Origin of the sequence: Paenibacillus pasadenensis (genome assembly GCF_002864175.1) — a bacterium.
GTDB classification, from domain to species: Bacteria; Bacillota; Bacilli; order Paenibacillales; family Paenibacillaceae; genus Paenibacillus_O; species Paenibacillus_O pasadenensis.
The window spans coordinates 652,456-670,107 of record NZ_NFEZ01000003.1; the positions used below are offsets into that span (position 1 = coordinate 652,456).

13 protein-coding genes are annotated in these 17,652 nt (G+C 64.9%); 5 read left to right on the forward strand and 8 right to left on the reverse strand.

Annotation, left to right across the window (positions count from 1 at the left end):
• Positions 1-4 precede the first annotated feature (4 nt).
• Positions 5-784 carry a Fe-S cluster assembly ATPase SufC gene (gene sufC, locus B8V81_RS06465; RefSeq protein WP_028599161.1) on the reverse strand — a complete coding sequence of 260 codons (780 nt, stop codon included), beginning with the start codon at positions 782-784 and terminating at the stop codon, positions 5-7.
• A gap of 156 nt (positions 785-940) precedes the next feature.
• Positions 941-1,573, reverse strand: a complete 633-nt coding sequence (locus B8V81_RS06470) for a DUF1802 family protein (protein WP_228551637.1) — start codon at positions 1,571-1,573, stop codon at positions 941-943.
• Positions 1,574-1,702: 129 nt separating this feature from the next.
• Here B8V81_RS06470 and mtnK point away from each other — a divergent pair, with 129 nt between their 5' ends.
• Together mtnK and mtnA are read left to right on the forward strand one after the other, a co-directional pair.
• Positions 1,703-2,914, forward strand: a complete 1,212-nt coding sequence (gene mtnK / locus B8V81_RS06475) for an S-methyl-5-thioribose kinase (RefSeq protein WP_101808001.1) — start codon at positions 1,703-1,705, stop codon at positions 2,912-2,914.
• Between the two features lie 60 nt (positions 2,915-2,974).
• A complete protein-coding gene (mtnA, locus tag B8V81_RS06480) occupies positions 2,975-4,066 on the forward strand; it encodes an S-methyl-5-thioribose-1-phosphate isomerase (RefSeq protein WP_101808002.1) in 1,092 nt (363 codons plus the stop codon).
• A gap of 65 nt (positions 4,067-4,131) precedes the next feature.
• Here mtnA and B8V81_RS06485 read toward each other — a convergent pair whose 3' ends face one another.
• From B8V81_RS06485 to B8V81_RS06500, 4 genes are all read right to left on the reverse strand, one after another.
• Positions 4,132-4,449 carry a YunC family protein gene (locus B8V81_RS06485; protein WP_028599165.1) on the reverse strand — a complete coding sequence of 106 codons (318 nt, stop codon included), beginning with the start codon at positions 4,447-4,449 and terminating at the stop codon, positions 4,132-4,134.
• Between the two features lie 68 nt (positions 4,450-4,517).
• On the reverse strand, positions 4,518-5,690 hold the full coding sequence (locus B8V81_RS06490; protein ID WP_052333307.1) for a glycoside hydrolase family 88/105 protein: 1,173 nt from the start codon (positions 5,688-5,690) through the stop codon (positions 4,518-4,520).
• Position 5,691: 1 nt separating this feature from the next.
• Positions 5,692-7,242: an extracellular solute-binding protein gene (locus tag B8V81_RS06495; protein ID WP_028599166.1), complete on the reverse strand. Its 1,551-nt coding sequence runs from the start codon at positions 7,240-7,242 to the stop codon at positions 5,692-5,694.
• Between the two features lie 31 nt (positions 7,243-7,273).
• Positions 7,274-8,131, reverse strand: coding sequence for an ABC transporter permease (locus tag B8V81_RS06500; protein ID WP_240479031.1), 858 nt, complete (start codon positions 8,129-8,131; stop codon positions 7,274-7,276).
• Positions 8,132-8,530: 399 nt separating this feature from the next.
• On the opposite strand from B8V81_RS06500, the gene B8V81_RS06510 reads away from it, so the two are divergent.
• A complete protein-coding gene (locus B8V81_RS06510) occupies positions 8,531-9,409 on the forward strand; it encodes a carbohydrate ABC transporter permease (protein WP_028599169.1) in 879 nt (292 codons plus the stop codon).
• A gap of 92 nt (positions 9,410-9,501) precedes the next feature.
• Here the strand turns inward: B8V81_RS06510 and B8V81_RS06515 are convergent, their stop codons facing one another.
• The gene (locus tag B8V81_RS06515) at positions 9,502-11,766 is read right to left on the reverse strand and encodes a helix-turn-helix domain-containing protein (RefSeq protein WP_101808003.1); all 2,265 of its coding nucleotides are present in this window, start codon (positions 11,764-11,766) and stop codon (positions 9,502-9,504) included.
• Positions 11,767-11,962: 196 nt separating this feature from the next.
• Here B8V81_RS06515 and B8V81_RS06520 point away from each other — a divergent pair, with 196 nt between their 5' ends.
• Entirely contained in the window at positions 11,963-12,961 is a 999-nt protein-coding gene (locus B8V81_RS06520) for a LacI family DNA-binding transcriptional regulator (protein WP_028599171.1), read from the forward strand.
• Positions 12,962-13,110: 149 nt separating this feature from the next.
• Entirely contained in the window at positions 13,111-14,511 is a 1,401-nt protein-coding gene (gene uxaC / locus B8V81_RS06525; RefSeq protein WP_101808004.1) for a glucuronate isomerase, read from the forward strand.
• Positions 14,512-15,071: 560 nt separating this feature from the next.
• Here uxaC and B8V81_RS06530 read toward each other — a convergent pair.
• Positions 15,072-17,600: a diguanylate cyclase domain-containing protein gene (locus tag B8V81_RS06530; RefSeq protein WP_052333308.1), complete on the reverse strand. Its 2,529-nt coding sequence runs from the start codon at positions 17,598-17,600 to the stop codon at positions 15,072-15,074.
• Positions 17,601-17,652: the final 52 nt, after the last annotated feature.

Sequence of the window (17,652 nt, forward strand, 5' to 3'; positions counted from 1 at the left end):
TCTCTTAAGCCTGGCCGACGGTTTCGTCTACGATGCCGAGCTCCGCCTTGACCCAGTCATAGCCCTCCGCCTCGAGGCGCTCCGCCAGCTCCGGTCCGCCGGACTTGACGATGCGGCCTTGCATCATGACGTGCACGAAGTCAGGCTTGACGTAGTTCAGCAGGCGCTGGTAGTGGGTGATGATGAGGAACGCGCGGTCGTCGGCGCGCATCGCGTTGACGCCTTGGGCGACGATCTTGAGAGCGTCGATGTCGAGGCCGGAGTCGATCTCGTCGAGGATGACGACCTTCGGATCGAGCAGCATCATCTGCAGGATCTCGTTGCGCTTCTTCTCGCCGCCGGAGAAGCCTTCGTTGAGGTAGCGGTGGGCGAACTCGGGGTTCATCTCCAGCTCCTTCATCTTGCTTTCCATCTGGCGGATGAACTTGATCAGGCTGATCTCGTTGCCTTCCTCGCGGCGGGCGTTGATCGCGCTGCGCAGGAAGTCGGAGTTCGTCACGCCGGTGATCTCGCTCGGATACTGCATCGCCAGGAACAGGCCGGCGCGGGCGCGCTCGTCGACGCCCATCTCCAGCAGGTCCTCGCCGTTCAGCTCGGCGGAGCCCTCCGTCACCTCATACTTCGGATGTCCCATCAGCGCGGAGGCCAGCGTGCTCTTGCCCGTGCCGTTCGGACCCATGATCGCGTGGATCTCTCCGCCCTTCATGCTCAGGCTGAGCCCCTTGAGAATTTCCTTGCCCTCGATCTCGGCCTTGAGTCCTTCAATCGTGAATTGCGTTGCCATAATGAACCTTGCTCCCTTCGACCTATGAGTACTTGCCGCCGCTGGCGGTCAAGCGGGTATTCGCATGCATCGTCCCCGCGCGGACCGGATCCGCGGCGAGGAAGGTCATTCTCATTTGATTCTCAATAATAATTTTAGTATAAAACTCGTTATAAATCAATGTTCGCCAGCTGTTCCCAACCGGCGGCGGATCTCGTCGCTGCGCCGGGCGAACTCGGCGTCGTCCAGCACCGGCACGGCGCCGTCCCCTGCCATCGGCGGCCCGGCGGCGATCCACGACTTGCAGCCGGTGAACGCCGGCTCCATCGGCAGCCGGATCGGCTCCGCCAGCCGGTACACCCGAAGCAGCAGCACATGCAGCGGCTCGCGCTTTTTCCATTTCAGCCGCTCCTCGGCAAACGCGTCGGTCCAGATATGCAGATCGCGGATGCGCAGCAGCGCCTCCGGATCGGTCACGAGGATGTCCTCGGCCGCATGGGCGCGGCTCGAGATGGCGATCGCGCCCGCCTGCGGCCCCTCCCATTCGCCCAGCACCTCGTCCAGCAGGCTCTGCGCCTCCGGCTTGAGCAGCTCCCGGCGCTGATGCTCGTACGCGGGCATCAAATAGAAGTCCGGCGTCTCCAGCCGGAAGCGGCGCGTCTCCTCGGCGATGCCGCCCTTGCGCAGCACGACGATCTGGCGGCCCTGCTCGAGCGCCCGCACGGTGGCGGCCCACTCCTTGAGGGCGGCCGGTCCTTCCATGAGCGCAGCCTCGGCTGTCCGCGCCTCCGCTGCTTCCCCGTTCGTCACGGTCCTCACGCTCCTTATCCTTCCATGTCTCGTGCCATTATACCAAATCCCGCTATTTCAAGTCGAAAAAAGATGGGCTATAATTGGACAATCCTTATTAAATGGAGCAGGAAAGGCGGTTCAACCATCATGCCAGGTTATCATCCCTACAGCGAAGCCGAAGCGATCGAGCTGGCGCGCTCGTTCCCGGACGTATTTTCTCCCGAAGCGGAGCTGAGCTGCCGCGAGATCGGCGACGGCAACCTCAACCTCGTCTTCCACATCACCGAGCCGGCGACGGGCAAGGGCCTCATCATCAAGCAGGCCCTTCCTTATGTAAAGGTGTTCGGAGAATCATGGCCGCTGTCGATCGACCGCGCCCGCATCGAGGGCGAGGCGCTCAAGATCCAGCATGCGCTCGCGCCCGAGCTCGTGCCGCAGGTGTTCCTGACGGACCACGAGCAGGCGATCACCGTCATGGAGGATTTGAGCGACCACGTCATCCTGCGCAAGGGGCTGATGGACCGGACCGTCTACCCGCGCTTCGCGGGCGACATCTCGACGTTCCTCGCGCAGACGCTGTTCTTCACCTCCGACCTCGGCATGAGCCAGCAGGAGAAGAAGCTGCGCCAGCAAGCGTTCGTCAACGTGGAGCTGTGCCAGATCACCGAGGACCTCATCTTCGACGAGCCGTACCGCGAGCATGAGCGCAACAACTACGAGGACGCCATCGCCGACGAGGCGGCCGCCCTCCGCTCCGACGGCGCCCTGCGCACGGAGATCGCGCTGCTGCGCGAGAAGTTCCTGACGCGCGGCGAGGCGCTGCTGCACGGCGACCTGCATACGGGCAGCATCTTCGCCCTGCCGGACTCGACCAAGGTGATCGATCCGGAATTCGCCTTTTACGGCCCGATGGGCTTCGACATCGGCGCGGTCATCGCCAACTTGCTGCTGAACTACGCCGGCCAGGAGCATTGGAGCGCGGACGAGCCGTCCCGCAAGGAGTACCGCGAGTTCCTGCTCGAGACGGTGCGCGGCACGTGGACGCAGTTCAGCGCCAAGTTCCGCACGCTGTGGGACGAGCACGGCAAGGACCCGGTATTCTCCAACGCTCCGGGTTATCAGGACCTGTATATGGAGCGGCTGCTTCAGGATACGATCGGCTTCGCCGGCGCCAAGATGGTGCGCCGCGTCGTCGGCTTCGCCCATGTCGCGGACCTCGACACGATTCCCGACGACGCCGTCCGCGAGCGCGCCAAGCGCCTCGCCCTCGCCATCGGCAAGGAGCTCATCCGCCAGAACCGCTCGATCCGCTCGATCGAGCAGGCGATCGACATCGCCCTCACCGCAGCCGCGCGCTGACCGGCCGCCGCCTCATGCCGGCCTGACCGCATGGCGATTTGAAATGGAGGAACATTCAACATGACTACTGCCAGCACGTATCCCGGCCTCATCTCGCTGATCTGGGCCGGCAGCCAGCTGCAGCTGCTCGACCAGCGGCTGCTGCCGGAGGAGACCGTCTATCTGCCGCTGACCGACGCCGAGGGCGTCTGGGAAGCGATCCGCCACATGAAGGTGCGCGGAGCGCCCGCGATCGGCATCGCCGCCGCTTACGGAGTCGTCCTCGGCAGCGGCCTGCCCGGCCAGGAAGCGCCGGACGACAGCCTCGGCGCCTGGCTCGGACGCGTCCAGGAAACGGCCGCCTACCTGGCGACGAGCCGTCCTACGGCCGTCAACCTGTTCTGGGCGCTCGACCGGATGAAGGCCCGCGCCGCCGCCCTCGCCGAAGCGCTCGTGCCGCTGGACGAGGCCAAGCAGGCGCTGCTGGACGAGGCGATCCTCATCCAGAGCGAGGACGAAGCGACGAACCGCCGCATCGGCGAGCATGCGCTCGAGCTGATGAAGGACGGCATGGGCGTGCTGACCCACTGCAACGCCGGCGGCCTCGCCACGGCCAAGTACGGCACGGCGCTCGCGCCGTTCTATCTGGCCAAGGAGCAGGGCATGAACCTGCGCGTCTTCGCCGACGAGACCCGCCCCGTGCTGCAGGGCGCGCGCCTGACGGCGTTCGAGCTGCAGCAGGCCGGCGTCGACGTGACGCTCATCTGCGACAACATGGCCGGCATGGTCATGGGCAAGGGCTGGATCGACGCCGTCATCGTCGGCACCGACCGCGTCGCGGCGAACGGCGACGTCGCCAACAAGATCGGCACTTACAGCGTGGCTGTTCTGGCCAAGGCGCACGGCATCCCGTTCTACGTCGCCTGCCCGCTGTCGACGATCGACATGGGCACGCCGACCGGCGCCGAGATCCCGATCGAGGAGCGCCACGCGGAGGAAGTGACCGAGGGCTTCGGCAAGCGCACCGCGCCGCAGGGCGTCAAGGTGTTCAATCCGGCGTTCGACGTGACGCCGGCCGAGTACGTCACGGCCATCATCACCGAGAAGGGCGTCATCCGCCCGCCGTACGGCGACAGCCTGAAAAAGCTGTTCGAAAAGCTGAAGCAAGGCTGAGCAAAAAAGGCATCGCGCTTTCCATTTCGGAAAACGCGATGCCTTTTTTCATTTCTTCGGCCCGCTTAAAGCGAAGCCAGCCTGCGCACCGCGTCGATGCCGGTCATGCCGACCGACAGGCCTGCCGCTTGCGCCGCTTCCGTGACCGACTCCAGCGGCGCGTCCAGCAGCTCCTGCAAGGTGCGCACGCCGACGGCCCGCGCGGCCAGCACGCCCCGCTCCTTGAGCTTCGGATTGCTGTCGAACAGAGCTACGTCGAGCGCACCGCACATGATGTAGCCTTTGTCCGTCGTCACGGCGAGCAGCGTCGTCTTGGGCAGCTTGACCTCGACGCCGAGCGCCGTCATTCCGTCCCCGAGCGGGATCGGAACCAGTTGCATCATCGTTCCCCTACCTCCTCCCAAGCTCGCTTCCCTATCGTATGCGAGCCAGGGGAGGGATGGTGCCGCCGTCAGGCAGGCCCGCCTGGCGTCTGGGCCGCCTGCCCCGCCTGCAACGGCGGCACTCCCTGCAGCAGCTTCCATTCATATTCCACGCAGGCCTGGAGGAACGCGCCCAAGCCTTTCTGATCATTGGCCACGATCGGCTCGCTGATGTAGTACGCGTAGGTTCCGTCCCGCTTGTCGGCGCCGCCGAGGCCAGCGACCTGGCATACCTTGTTCAGGTTGATCCAGCCCTCCTTCGTCTCGAGCACGAACTCCGCCACGATGCCGGCGAACGCTTGATGTAGCATCGGCCGCCACTCTTCCGGCAGCACGCCGAGGCGAAGTCCTTTGGCCAGCGCGAACGCGATCATCGACGAAGCCGACGCCTCCAGATAATTGCCTTTGCGGCCGGGCTGATCCGGCACCTGGAACCAGACGCCGGAGGCCGGGTCCTGGACGCGGCGCAGCGCCTGCAGCAGGTCCTTCAGGATGCGGATCAGCTCTCCGCGATCGCGGTGGGATTCCGGCAGCAGCTCCAGCACGTCCGCGAGCGCCATCGCATACCAGCCCATCGAGCGCGACCAGAAGCTCGGCGACTGCCCGGTGACGGGATCCGCCCACGGCTGCTCGCGCTTTTCGTCCCAGGCATGATAGAGCAGGCCGCTCTTCTCGTCCCGGGTGCGGCGCTCGCTGAGGAGGAACTGGCGGGTCACGTCGTCCAGCCCTTCCCCGCCCTCGTATTCGAGCAGGTATCGCAGGTAAAAGGGCGCTCCCATGTACAGGCCGTCCAGCCAGATCTGATAAGGATAGATCTGCTTGTGCCAGAACGCGCCTTCCGCCGTGCGGGGGTGGCGGCGCAGCTGCTCGCGCAGCCTGCCGGCGGCGAGCCGGTATTTCTCCTCCCCGGTCTCGCGATGCAGGTCGAACAGCAGCTTGCCGTTGTTGATATGGTCGATGTTGAACTCGTCCAGACGGTAGCTGCGGATGCTGCCGTCCTCCGCGACGAACTCGTCGAGGTTCGTGCGGATGAAGTCGAGCCAGCGGCTCTCCCCCGTCGTCTTCCAGAGCTGCAGGAAGCCCTGCAGCACGACGCCGTAATCGTACGACCACTTGCCTCCATAACCCTTGTCGCGGCTCAGCAGCGGCGTCCGCTGCAGGATCGTCTCGGCCGTCCGGACCGCCCAGGTCGTCTCCCTCATGTCAATGCCCCGCCTGCTTGTAGGCCGCTTCGTATTCCTCGATGATCGACTGGCCGCCGGACTTCCTCCACTTCTCGACCTCCGCCTTGAACTGCGCCTCGTCGATCTTGCCGAGGATGAACTTGTACGTCGCGTCCGTGATGATCTTCTGCAGCTCGGAGCCCTGCGTCGACCAGGTCTGGGATTCCAGCGAATAGAACGGGTTCAGCACGGCGTAATCCGCGTTCTCGGCGATCAGCCGGTCGGCCTCCTGCTTGAGCTTGTCGGCGTCATGGATGGCGTAATCGTAGTCCTTCGGCCGAGAGCCGGCGAGCGGCTGCACCTCCTGCTGCCACAGATCCTGGTTCGTGATCGTCGCCGCCTTGTCGGCATCGACCGAATAGTGGACGCCCTCGATGCCGTAGGTCGTGAGCGCGTAGATGTCCTCGCTCATCAGATCGTCGACGAACTTCAGCACCCGCTTCAGCTCCGCCTCGTCCTTCACTTCCGATCGAGGGAAGGCCAGCAGTCCGCCGATGCCGTTGTTCGCGCTCCACAGCGCGCGGGGCTGGCCTGGCGCCGTAATGTCGTTCACCATCGCGAGCTCCATGCCGTCCTGCACGCCCTTGGCCATGTTCAGCAGGTTCTTGCTGTCGAACAGCGCTCCGACGTAGATGCCGGCCTTGCCCTGCGCCAGCTTCTGCTGCTGGTCCGTCTTGGCTGTCACGGCGAAGTCCTGATTGATGTAGCCGCCGTCATAGAGCTGCTTCATGTAGTTCATCGTGTTCAGGTAGCCTTCCGTCTCGAATTCCGGGGTCGCCTTGCCGTTCTCCACTTTCCATACGTTCGGCGTGCCGAAATAGGAGCCGAGCGTCTTGAACGCGCCGTAAACGAGATCGCTGCGGTCCGTAAATCCGGTCGTGTCGTCCATGCCGTTGCCGTCGGGATCCTGCTCGGTGAACGCCTTGGCGGCCTGCAGCAGCTCGTCGGTCGTCTTCGGCAGCGGCAGGCCGAGCTTGTCGAGCCAGTCCTTGCGGATGATGACGCCGTTGCGGGCGAGCGCCTTCTGCAGCGGCACGCCATACAGCTTGCCCTCGATCGAGGCGGACTTTCGGGTATCGGCGGAGATGCCTTTCAAATTCGGGAACTCGTCCAGATAAGGCCCGACCTCCCAGAACATGCCGGACTTGAGCGCGCTGCGCACCGAGGAATTGTCCAGAATCGTCAGCGTCACGATATCGGCCAGCGAGCCCGACGCGAGCGACGTATTGATCCGCTCTTCCTTGGAAGCGTCCGGGATCCAGGAGAAGCTGAGCTTCGTATTCGTCGCTTCCTCGATCTTCTTCACGACCGTGCCGGTCGGAGGCGAGGCGGTATGCAGCACGTTCAGCCAGGTGATCGACACCGGCTCGGCCGGCTCGGCCGCGCCGCCCGTCCCTGCCGCTCCGGCATTCGCTCCTGCGCTGCCCTTGCCTTCCGCTTGTCCTCCCGCCCCATTGCCGCTGCATGCCGACAGCAGCAGCGCGCATCCGAGCAGCGTCAGCCCAGCCTGCTTCATTCGTTTGGTTTCCATGTCGCTCGCCCCTTTTCTTCATGTGGTTGATTCAATAGACTCCGTCCTCGCCCATCTTCTTCGCCAGCCGGTTGGCCAGCATGACGAGCGCCAGGCCGACCAGCCCCTTGAACAGGCCGATCGTCGTGCTGTAGCTGAGCTGTCCGTTCTTCAGCCCCGCCGTATAGATGTAAGTATCGAAGATCTCCGCCACCTCGCGGTTGATGGAGTTGAGCAGCAGATACATATGCTCGAACCCGAGGTCGAGCGTATGGCCGATCTTGAGGATCAGCAGCGTGATGATGACCGGACGGATGGCCGGCAGCGTCACATGCCACATCTTGCGCAGCCGGCTCGCGCCGTCCATGTCCGCCGCCTCGTACAGCTGCGGATCGACGGCGGAGATCGCCGCGATGAAAATGATCGTCGACCAGCCGAGCTCCTTCCAGATGATCTGGCCGATGTACATGAAGCGGAGCCATTCCGGCGAGGTGAGGAAGTCGATCCGGGGCAGCCCGACGCTGGCGAGCGCCTCGTTGACGACGCCTCCGTCGACCGACAGGAACACGTAGCAGATGGAGACGATGATGACCCAGGACATGAAGTGGGGCAAATAGAGCAGCGTCTGGACGGCGTTCCGGAACCGCCTCGCCCGCGCCTCGTTCAGCAGCAGCGCGAACAGGATCGGCAGCGGAAACACGAGCAGCACGTCCATCAGGAACAGCACGATCGTGTTGCGCAGCAGCATCAGGAACGTCGGCTCGGCGAACAACCGCTCGAAATGCTTCAGTCCGACCCACGGGCTGCCGCCGAGGCCGAGGAAGGGCTGATAGTCCTTGAAGGCGATGATCAGCCCCCCCATGGGCAAATACTTGAATGCGACGAAATAAAGGAAGCCGGGGAGAATCATCAGATAGAGGAGCTTGTCTCGCCGCCATCCCTTCCATCGATGCGCGGCCCTGCTTTTCAGAGCGGCTCCGGGCGAGCGGCTCGCCGGTGCCGCCAAGGAATCCTTCATGAATCATTGCCCCCTCGCAAGCGCTGTCAAATCTGTTTCCAGCATAGCCCGCGCCCGCCATTCCGCCTATAATCATTTGCTGATCATCGTGGCCTTTTCCTTGCCGCTGCGGGCTTTTCCGGTCATGGAGCTGAGACGGAGCGCATGGAATCAGCTGAGGATCATCGCAGCGGCGGCCGCCGCGCGGCGGCGCTTCCGGACGGCATCGCAGATCCGCGCCTGGTGATTATAGGCGGAACTCCGTTCCCTTGATACAGTCGGAGCATGGACCATCTCCAAGGAGGAATTCGCATGAACCGATCCCACCGTCCCGCTCCCGGAAGCCGGCTGTTCGATGTGTTCAACTACAGCTTTCTGGGTGCGGCCGCGCTCGTCTGCGTGCTGCCGTTCATCCATGTCATCGCCAGCTCGTTCGCCTCGACATCCGAGGTCGTCTCGAGGCGCTTCATCCTGTTCCCGACGACGTTCTCGCTCGACGCCTACCGCTACATCCTCTCCACGCCGACGCTGTTCAAAGGACTCGGCGTCTCGCTCGGCGTGACGGCGGCCGGCACGATCGTCAGCATGGCGCTGACGGCGCTCATGGCGTACGGCCTGTCGCGCCGCTATCTCGGCGGCCGCGGAGCGATCAACTTCATCGTCGTCTTCTCGATGCTGTTCAGCGGAGGCATGATCCCGACGTTCCTCGTCGTCAAGGAATTCGGCCTGATCAACTCCTATGCCTCGATGATCGTGCCGGTCGCGGTCAACGCGTTCAACCTCATCATCATGCGGAACTTCTTCCAGGCGATCCCGGACAGCCTGGAGGAATCGGCCAAGATCGACGGCTCCAACGACCTCGGCATCTTCTTCAAGATCATGCTGCCGCTGGCGCTGCCCTCGGTGGCGACGATCTCGCTTTTTTATGCCGTCGCCTACTGGAACACCTACATGACCGCGATCCTCTACATCACCGACTCCGTCCGCTGGCCGATCCAGGTGCTGCTGCGGCAGATCGTCATCGTCTCGAGCGGCATGCAGGCCGAAAGCGGCTCCGTCGACGTCGTCCCTCCCGCCCAGACGATCAAGATGGCCGTCATCGTCGTCGCCACGCTGCCGATGCTGCTCGCCTATCCATTCGTGCAGCGGCATTTCGTGAAGGGAGCGCTGCTCGGGGCGGTCAAGGGATGAGAAAAGCGAGGAGAGAGCCTGCCTGGGCGGGCTCCCTCCTCGCTTTTTTTGCGGGCGCGGCCGGCGGCCCGCAGGGCGGCGCCGCTTGAGGCTCACGCTCCGCGGCGCTCCTTGCGGTAGGCGCCCGGGGTCATGTTCTCCTTCTTGCGGAAGGAGCGGATGAAGTTCTGCGGATTCTGGTACTGCAGCCGCTCCGCGATCTCCTTGACGGGCAGCTCCGTTTCGGCCAGCCATTTTTTCGCCGTCTCGAGCCGGTAGTTCATGAGGAACTCGCTGAACGTGATGCCGTATTCCTTGCGGAAAATGCTGCTCAAGTAGTTCGGATTGTAGTGCAGCCGGTCCGCGATCGACTCCAGCGACAGCTCCCGGTCGTACTCGCTGCGCACGATCGCGGCGATCCGGTCCGACAGCGAGCGGAACTGCTCGTTCGTCTTCTGCTTCATCGAGCGGGCCATCGGCAGCACCGCGCCCTCCATCAGGATCCGCTCGATCTCCTCCGGATTGCGGATCTGCAGCACGCGCTGGTAGAGCGACTCGTTGTCCGGCGCCAGCAGCACCTGGATGCCGAGCAGCTGCTCCAGCTGGATCAGGTCGTGCACGAACCGGACGAGCATCACCTCGAAGTCGGTCGAGTTCTTGCTCGTCTTCATCCACTCGGCGAGGAACGGATACAGCGCGGCCGCGGCCGCCTGCTCGTCGCCGAGGCGGATCGCGTCGAACAGGATGTTTTCCAGCTGCGCCGGATAGCGGAGCAGCACCGGACCGGAGACGACCTCCGCCACATCCTCGTAAAAGATGATCGATTCCTTGCCGAGATGCAGCCGCTGATGGAGCGCCTGCTTGCCCATCTCGACGGCTTCCCTGCTGCCGCCGGCAAGATCCCGGTAGATCCGGCTGAAGCCGACGCTGATCGAGACGCCGAGACGCTCGCGCGCGCCGACGATCGCCTGCTTGGCCGCCTGCTGCAGGCAGCGCTGGATCTCCTCGTCGGTCCAGCCGTCGAACGTGAACACCGTCGCCTGCGTGCCTTCATTGAGCACGATCGGCAGCAGCCTTCGCTCGCGCGGCACGAGCTCCTCCACGAGACGGCTGGCCGCAAGCAGCAGCATGTCCTTGTCAGCCGCGCCTCGCGAGCCGTAGCTGTCAAGCTGGATCAGCATGACCGCATAGCGGCATTCGGGCGACAGGCGGTAGCCGAACCGGCGGAGCTGGTGAGCGAGCTCGTCCGCCTCCATGCGGCCGCGGAACAGGTTCAGCAGCAGCTGCGTCTCCAGCTTGGGCAGCTCCGTCTCGAGCAGGCTCTCCAGGCTCTGCTTCTCGACGAGCAGATGGTCGATCGAGCGGACGATCCAGTCGATCTCGTCCTTGGCCGGCGCGTCGGCGGCCTGCGCTCCGGCGGATCTCGGCAGGCGGACCTGGATGCGGCGGATCGAGTTGGCGAAGTAGTAGGCGATGAAATAAGCGACGACGACGATCAGGCCGGCGATGAGCGCTCCCATCAGGATGAGGCCGTACAAAGCGGGGCGAAGCGCCTGGGCCGTCTCCTGCGGACGCAGCGGCGTCGCGTATACCCAGCTGTTGTAGTCCGAGCGGACGTAAGCCGCCTGGGTCCTTCGCCCGGAGCTGTCCGTCAGCGTCACGACGCCGGATGTCCCCTTGGCGGCTTCCCCGGCCAGCAGGCGGACCGCGGCGGCGTCCAGTCCGAGCGGACGCGGCTCGTACAGCGGCGTCCCCTCGCTGTTGAGGATGAGCAGCGGCGAGTCCTCGCGCGTCGCCAGCATCCGGTCGAGGCTCGCCTTCGGCAGGTCCGACAGCGCGACGGCGGTCTTGGCGATCGAGAAGGCCGGAAGCGTATGGACCAGCCGCAGGCCGTCCTGCGTCGGCATCCAGAACAAGCCCGTCCTGCGGCCGCCGATGTAGTCGTCCTGCAGCCGCCGGAGCTCCTCGTCCGAGAGCTGGGTCAGCTTGCCGCTGGCGATCTGCCAGCGCTGCTGGAGGCTGATGAGCGTATACTCGGCGCCGTCCATCCCCATCGTGGCGATGTAGTTCAGCTGCGAGTTGACGCTCCGGAACTCCTGGAACGACTGCTCGCTGATCGGCTGCGAGACGGCCTCCCGGAAGGAGCTCGTCGTGCTGTAGGTTGTGAAAGCGTATTCAATCGTGCGTATGCTTTGCTCGAGCGTATTTTTGGATTGGGAGACGAAGCTCAGCTTGCCCGCGGCCAGCCGGTCGATGACCGAATGGGTCGTCGTCATGTAAATATAGCTGCCGAGCCCGGAAGCAAGCGCGACACCCAGCACGAGGATCGGCAGGAAGATGCGGTAGAAGGTCTTGCCTTGGCGGAACCGGATGGTCATGGCGATATGAGCCCCTCTTCAGCGTTCTTGCCCTATTATAATTCGCATTCCATGATCTGCCAATATTTTTAAAACGTGTGCGGAAAACGCTTTCCGGTCCTTGACGGGCTCGCGGGCCGGGCCTACAATGAAGGCGTCGCCAAATGCACGAAGGACGGAATCGAGCCGGCGGCGGGAAAGGAAGGACGACGACAGCATGGTCACCATCAAGGACATCGCCCGCGCGGCCGGAGTCTCCCACACGACCGTCTCGCGGGCGCTCGGCGGCAGCCCGCAGATCAAGCGCGAGACGCGCGAGCGCATCGCCCGCATCGCCGCCGACATGAACTACGCGCCGAACTTCAGCGCCAAGAGCCTCGTCCAGCGCAGGACGTACACGATCGGCCTGTTCTTCTCCAGCATCGCGCAAGGCACGTCGGCCAGCTTCCTCGCCGAGGCGCTCCGAGGCATCCGCCAGCAGATCGGCGAGGACTACCTGCTGTCCGTAGCCGGCCTCGACATGATGGAGCATTACGACTCCGTCACGCCGCAGCGCTACGACGGCATCCTGCTGATGAGCCAGAGCGACGCGGACAACGGCTTCATCTACCATGTCCGGCAGGCGTCGCTGCCGCTCGTCGTGCTCAACCGCCAGCTGGACGATCCCAGCGTCGCGACGGTGTCGGCCAGCGACCGGGACGGCGTCGCCGCAGCGGTCGCCTACGCGGCCGCCAGAGGCCATCGCCGCTTCGCGCTGATCGAGGGACGAAGCGGCTTCCGCTCGACCGCGCAGCGCCGGGCCGGCTACATCGACGGGCTCATCCGCCACGGCCTGCCGCTGTGCGAGGAATGCTTCGTCCAGGGCGACTACGGCCCCGAAAGCGGCCATGCCGCCATGCTCCGCCTGCTGGAGCTGGAGGAGCGCCCAAGCGTCGTCATCTGCTCCAACGACGACATGGCGATCGGCGCGATGAACGCCTGTTATGCCCAGGGCGTCGCGATTCCCTCCGGGATGTCGCTGATCGGGTTCGACGACATCCCCTATGCGCGTTATGCCAGCCCGGCGCTGACGACCGTCGGCCGTCCCGTGGCGGAGATCGCCCGGCTCGGAGCGGAGCAGCTGCTGGCGCTCATGCGCGATCCGTCGCTCGCGGCGTCCCAGCTGCTGGTGAAGACCGAGCTGATGGCGAGGGACAGCGTGGCGGACCTGCGGTAGCGTCCGCTTTTTGCAGCAAGATGTTAACGTGTGCGAAATCGGAACCGAAACACGGAACGCCTTCCGAGACCGTCCCGGAACGTCCCCCTTCAATACCGGCGTGACGCTGCAGGCACGCCGATCCTCAATCGACAAGGAGCGATATTGCGATGAGCTTTCTGAACGACGACTTCCTGCTGACGACCGGCACCGCGCGCCGCCTGTACCACGATCATGCCGCAGGCCAGCCGATCATCGACTACCACTGCCATCTCGATCCGAAAGAGATCTACGAAGACAAGCCGTTCCGCAGCCTGACCGAAGCCTGGCTCGCCGGCGACCACTACAAGTGGCGGCTGATGCGCGCGAACGGCATCCCCGAGGAGCTCATCACCGGCGACGCGCCGGACTACGACAAGTTCCTCGCCTGGGCGCGCACGCTTCCGCTCGCCGTCGGCAATCCGCTCTACAGCTGGACGCATCTGGAGCTGCGGCGCTTTTTCGGCATCGACGAGCTGCTCAGCGAGCGGACCGCCCCGGATATCTGGGAGCGCGCGAACGCTCTGCTGGCCACCGATGCGTTCCGCCGGCGCAGCCTGATCAAGCGCTCGCAGGTGCGCGTCATCTGCACGACCGACGATCCCGCCGACAGCCTCGAGTTTCATCGCCTGCTGCGCGAGGAGGAGAGCGAGTTCTCCGTCTATCCGACCTTCCGTCCGGACAAGGCGCTGAACATCCATGCCGAGGGCTTCGCCTCGTGGATCGGACGGCTGGAGCAGGCGTCGGGAGCGGCGGTCGGCAGCTATGCGGAGCTGGTGCAGGCGCTGCGGGCGCGGGTCGGCTTTTTCCATGAGCAGGGCTGCCGGCTGTCGGATCATGCGCTCGATACGCTCGCCTATGGCGAGGCGGGGCCGGAGGAGCTGGAGCGGATCTTCGCCAAAGGCATCCGCGACGAGCAGCTGGAAGAGTCGGAGAAGACCGCCTACCGGACGGCGCTGCTGCTCGAGCTGATCGCCATGTACGAGGCTCAGGGCTGGACGATGCAGCTGCATATCCATGCCAGCCGCAACAACAACACCCCGATGGGCCGCCGCTTCGGCCCGGACACCGGCTTCGACGCGATCCAGGACGGGCCGCTGGCCGCCGCGCTGTCCCGGCTGCTCGACCGGGCCGAGACGTCGAGCGGCCTGCCGCGGACGATCCTCTACTCGCTCAATCCGAACGATTATCCGGCGCTGCTCGCGCTCATGGGCTGCTTCCAGAAGGACGTGCCCGGCAAGATGCAGCTCGGCTCCGGCTGGTGGTACAACGATACGCGCGAAGGGATGCGCCGCCAGCTGACGCTGCTCGCCGACCACGGCCTGCTCGGCCGCTTTGTCGGCATGCTGACCGACTCGCGCAGCTTCCTCTCCTACACGCGGCACGAATACTTCCGGCGCGTGCTGTGCGAGCTGCTCGGCGAGTACGCCGCCCGCGGCGAAGCGCCGGACGACGCCGAGACGCTCGGCGCGCTCGTGCGCGACATCTCCTACGGCAACGCCGCTCGTTACTTCGGCTTCGGCGAAGGCTGAAGCTGGACGCGAAAGGCCGCCGGCCTCCCAGCGATTGCTTGGGAGGCCGGCGGTTTTTTTGCTTTTGCGCCTGTTTGGCGCTATTCGCGCTATTCGTGCTATTGGGCCTTTTGCGCGCTGCTTGTGACGGTGTCACGAGGGTTGAATCCCAAGGCACATTTATGCCTTGGATTCGACGAGTCGGCCGGCGGTCCGCAATCCAAGGCACATTTATGCCTTGGATCCGACGAGTCGGCCGGCGGTCCGCAATCCAGGGCACATTTGTGCCTTGGATTCGACGAGTCGGCCGGCGGTCCGCAATCCAAGGCACATTTATGCCTTGGATTCGACGAGTCGGCCTGCGTCCGGCAATCCAAGGCACATTTATGCCTTGGATTCGACGAGTCGGCCTGCGTCCGGCAATCCAAGGCACATTTATGCCTTGGATTCGACGAGTCGGCCCGCCTTGGACTTCCCCGCTCGTTTCACTCTATCGCCGGCGGCGATCAGCTCCGACGCCGCCACAGCCTCTGGCTGCCGCGCGCTGCGAACGCGCGCCGCTGCCGGATCGCGGCCGCGGCCTACTGCGGCGAGGCGCTCGCGCCGCGGCCCGTGCCGGCGGCCTTCGCCTGCCGCAGCGCCTCCTGCGCCGCCTGCAGCAGCTGCGCGGAGGCTTGGCCGTCGGCCGGCCGCGCCGTCGCCGCGCCCGTGCCGACGGAGATGAAGCCGCCGCTCGCGCCGTCGCGCGGAATCTGCAGCGACAGCACGCTGCTGCGGATCTCCTCCGCCAGACGCGCCGCGGCCTCCTCGTCTTCGCGCAGCTTCAGCACGAACGTATCGCCCGTGATTCTGGCCAAATAAGCTCCATGCTGCTTGGAGATGACGCCGAGAGCGTCAGCGACCCACTGCAGGCACAAGTCGCCGCCGCGGAAGCCGTGCAGCGCGTTGTACGACCGGAAATCGTCGATGTCGACGAGCAGCAGCGACAGCGGCTCGCCGGTCCGCTCCGGCTCGTCCCAGTCGGCTTCCAGATCCCGCTCGAACGTAAGCCGGCTCGGCAGGTCGGTGAGCGAATCGCTCGTCACATAGCTTTCCAGCTGGCTCGCGATATGGGAGAAATTCTCCTTTTGCTCGGGCTCCGCCTTGACTTCCTTGGCGATGACCATCGCGGACGGCTCTCCGCCGTGGATGACGGAGGCCAGCGTCAGATCCAGCTCGACCGGACCGCTCCCCTTGGGCAGGAACGTCCCCCGATACGAGTCCAAAAGGGCGACGTTCTCGCCCAGGCTGTCCAGCCGCGCCCCGAGCTCGCCTCGTCCCTGCTCGTCGAAGAAGTCGAGGAATCCGGCCCCTTCCAGCTCCCGGGCCGACTTGCAGCCGAGCAGCTCCGCCGCCTGGCCGTTGGCGTATACGACGCGCCCGCCCGTGACGGTCAGGAACGGAACCGGAGAGTACTCCATCAGCTGCAGATAGCGGTTCTCGTTGTCGCGAAGCACGCGGGCGTTCTGCAGCGCCTGCTCCTCGGCCTGCACGAGCTGATGCTCCGTCTCGCGCTGTACGATCGACTTCAGCTCCTGCAGCGCGCTCAGCTCCGATTCCTTCCACGGCTCCGACTTGCCCTTGATGACCTCTCGCCATTTTTCGAAGGACTTGCGCGGAGAGAGCCGCAAGCCGTCATCGGCCTGGATGACCGCCTTGGCCGGATCTCCCGCCCACTCGACGACCTCCACCTGCTCCGGACGGAACCAGAGGATGTAATGCTGCAGGCCGGGCGACAGCGCGAGGAACACCGCTCCCGCCGCCTTGTCCGCATAAGCGGCGGCGGGAGCGTATTCCTGGCCGAGCCTGGACGTATGGTACGCGTAGTCGGCCGACTGCGCTCCCATCCATCCGGCCAGCTCGCGCACCTGCGAGGCCGTCGGCGTCCTGCCGAACAGCTGCAGCTTGTCGCGGAAGCAGACGGCGGCGCCGCTCGCTCCGAGCAGCTCGAGCAGCTGCCGCTGGCTCTGCTCCACCTTCTGCATCGTCCGCAGCGCATTGCCGCCCGCGAACAGGCCGGTGAGCCGGGACGCGGCGGAGCGGGTGCTCAGCGTCCGCTCGTACTCCTCCAGCTGCTGGCGCTGGTACAGCTCGTTCGAGAAAAACGCGCCGAGAAAGTTGCACAGGCTCCGCACCCGATGCGGAACGTACTTGGGCGAATAGTGGTGGCAGGTGATGAGGCCCCACAGCTCGCCGTCGTGGATGAGCGAGATCGTCGTCGTCGCCGCGACGCCCATGTTGCCCAAGTATTCGATATGGAGCGGAGACACGCTGCGCAGGGAGGACAGGCTGAGGTTGAGCGGCTTGCCGGTGAGCGGCTGCACCGTCGGCACGATGGCCGAGGGCTCGTACCGGACGTCGACGATCGTCCGCAGCCAGTTGCGCAAGTACAGCGCGCGCGCCTGCTTCGGAATGTCGGAGGCCGGATAGTGATGGCCGAGGAACGGCTCCAGCCCTTCTTCCTTGGCTTCGGCAATGACCTTGCCGTTCCAGTCCGCATCGAACTCGTAGATCATGACGCGGTCGTAGCCGAGCATCTCCTTGACCTGCTCGGCTGCCGCCTGGCTCGCCTCGATCCGGCTCGACGCCTGCTTGATCCGGGAAAAGAACGTATTGATCCACTGGAAATCGTGAAGCGAAGGGCCGAGCTCCTCCTCGCACGGCTCCAGCTCCAGGATGAGCAGCCCTTCGCTCACATGGACGATGCCGGTGAACGTCATCCGGCTGCCGTCGGCGCGCGAGACCGGGACGGCGACATAATGGAGGTCCGCCGTCATCGTCGCGTCCGGATCCGTGCTTGCGATCTGCTCCGCCTTGTCCTGGCCGACGAGGCGCTCGAGAGGCTGCCCGATCAGCTCCTCCGCCGGATAGCCGAACAGCTCCAGCGTGCTGCGGCTCGCCTGCACGATGAGCGGCCGCTCGTCCCGCGTCACCGCCAGCAGCGCCCCGTGGGGCTGGATGCTGCCGGGAATATGGATCGGCTCCTTGTCGCAGTTCGTCAGGTCGATCTGCGCACCGTGCTCGTACTCTCCCTCGTCCAGAAGAGTCCGGTCCAGCGTCCCCTCCTCCATGCTTGCTCGTTCCTTCTTGATGGGAATTCTCCTCCTCGGCGGTTGGATTCGC

What these genes read in the sequence shown, in the direction of transcription:
- sufC (WP_028599161.1), bottom strand. Translation starts at nt 784, where the DNA reads ATGGCAACGCAATTCACGATTGAAGGACTCAAGGCCGAGATCGAGGGC.
- mtnK (WP_101808001.1), top strand. Translation starts at nt 1,703, where the DNA reads ATGCCAGGTTATCATCCCTACAGCGAAGCCGAAGCGATCGAGCTGGCG.
- mtnA (WP_101808002.1), top strand. Translation starts at nt 2,975, where the DNA reads ATGACTACTGCCAGCACGTATCCCGGCCTCATCTCGCTGATCTGGGCC.
- B8V81_RS06485 (WP_028599165.1), bottom strand. Translation starts at nt 4,449, where the DNA reads ATGATGCAACTGGTTCCGATCCCGCTCGGGGACGGAATGACGGCGCTC.
- B8V81_RS06490 (WP_052333307.1), bottom strand. Translation starts at nt 5,690, where the DNA reads ATGAGGGAGACGACCTGGGCGGTCCGGACGGCCGAGACGATCCTGCAG.
- B8V81_RS06495 (WP_028599166.1), bottom strand. Translation starts at nt 7,242, where the DNA reads ATGGAAACCAAACGAATGAAGCAGGCTGGGCTGACGCTGCTCGGATGC.
- B8V81_RS06500 (WP_240479031.1), bottom strand. Translation starts at nt 8,131, where the DNA reads ATGATTCTCCCCGGCTTCCTTTATTTCGTCGCATTCAAGTATTTGCCC.
- B8V81_RS06510 (WP_028599169.1), top strand. Translation starts at nt 8,531, where the DNA reads ATGAACCGATCCCACCGTCCCGCTCCCGGAAGCCGGCTGTTCGATGTG.
- B8V81_RS06515 (WP_101808003.1), bottom strand. Translation starts at nt 11,766, where the DNA reads ATGACCATCCGGTTCCGCCAAGGCAAGACCTTCTACCGCATCTTCCTG.
- B8V81_RS06520 (WP_028599171.1), top strand. Translation starts at nt 11,963, where the DNA reads ATGGTCACCATCAAGGACATCGCCCGCGCGGCCGGAGTCTCCCACACG.
- uxaC (WP_101808004.1), top strand. Translation starts at nt 13,111, where the DNA reads ATGAGCTTTCTGAACGACGACTTCCTGCTGACGACCGGCACCGCGCGC.
- B8V81_RS06530 (WP_052333308.1), bottom strand. Translation starts at nt 17,600, where the DNA reads ATGGAGGAGGGGACGCTGGACCGGACTCTTCTGGACGAGGGAGAGTAC.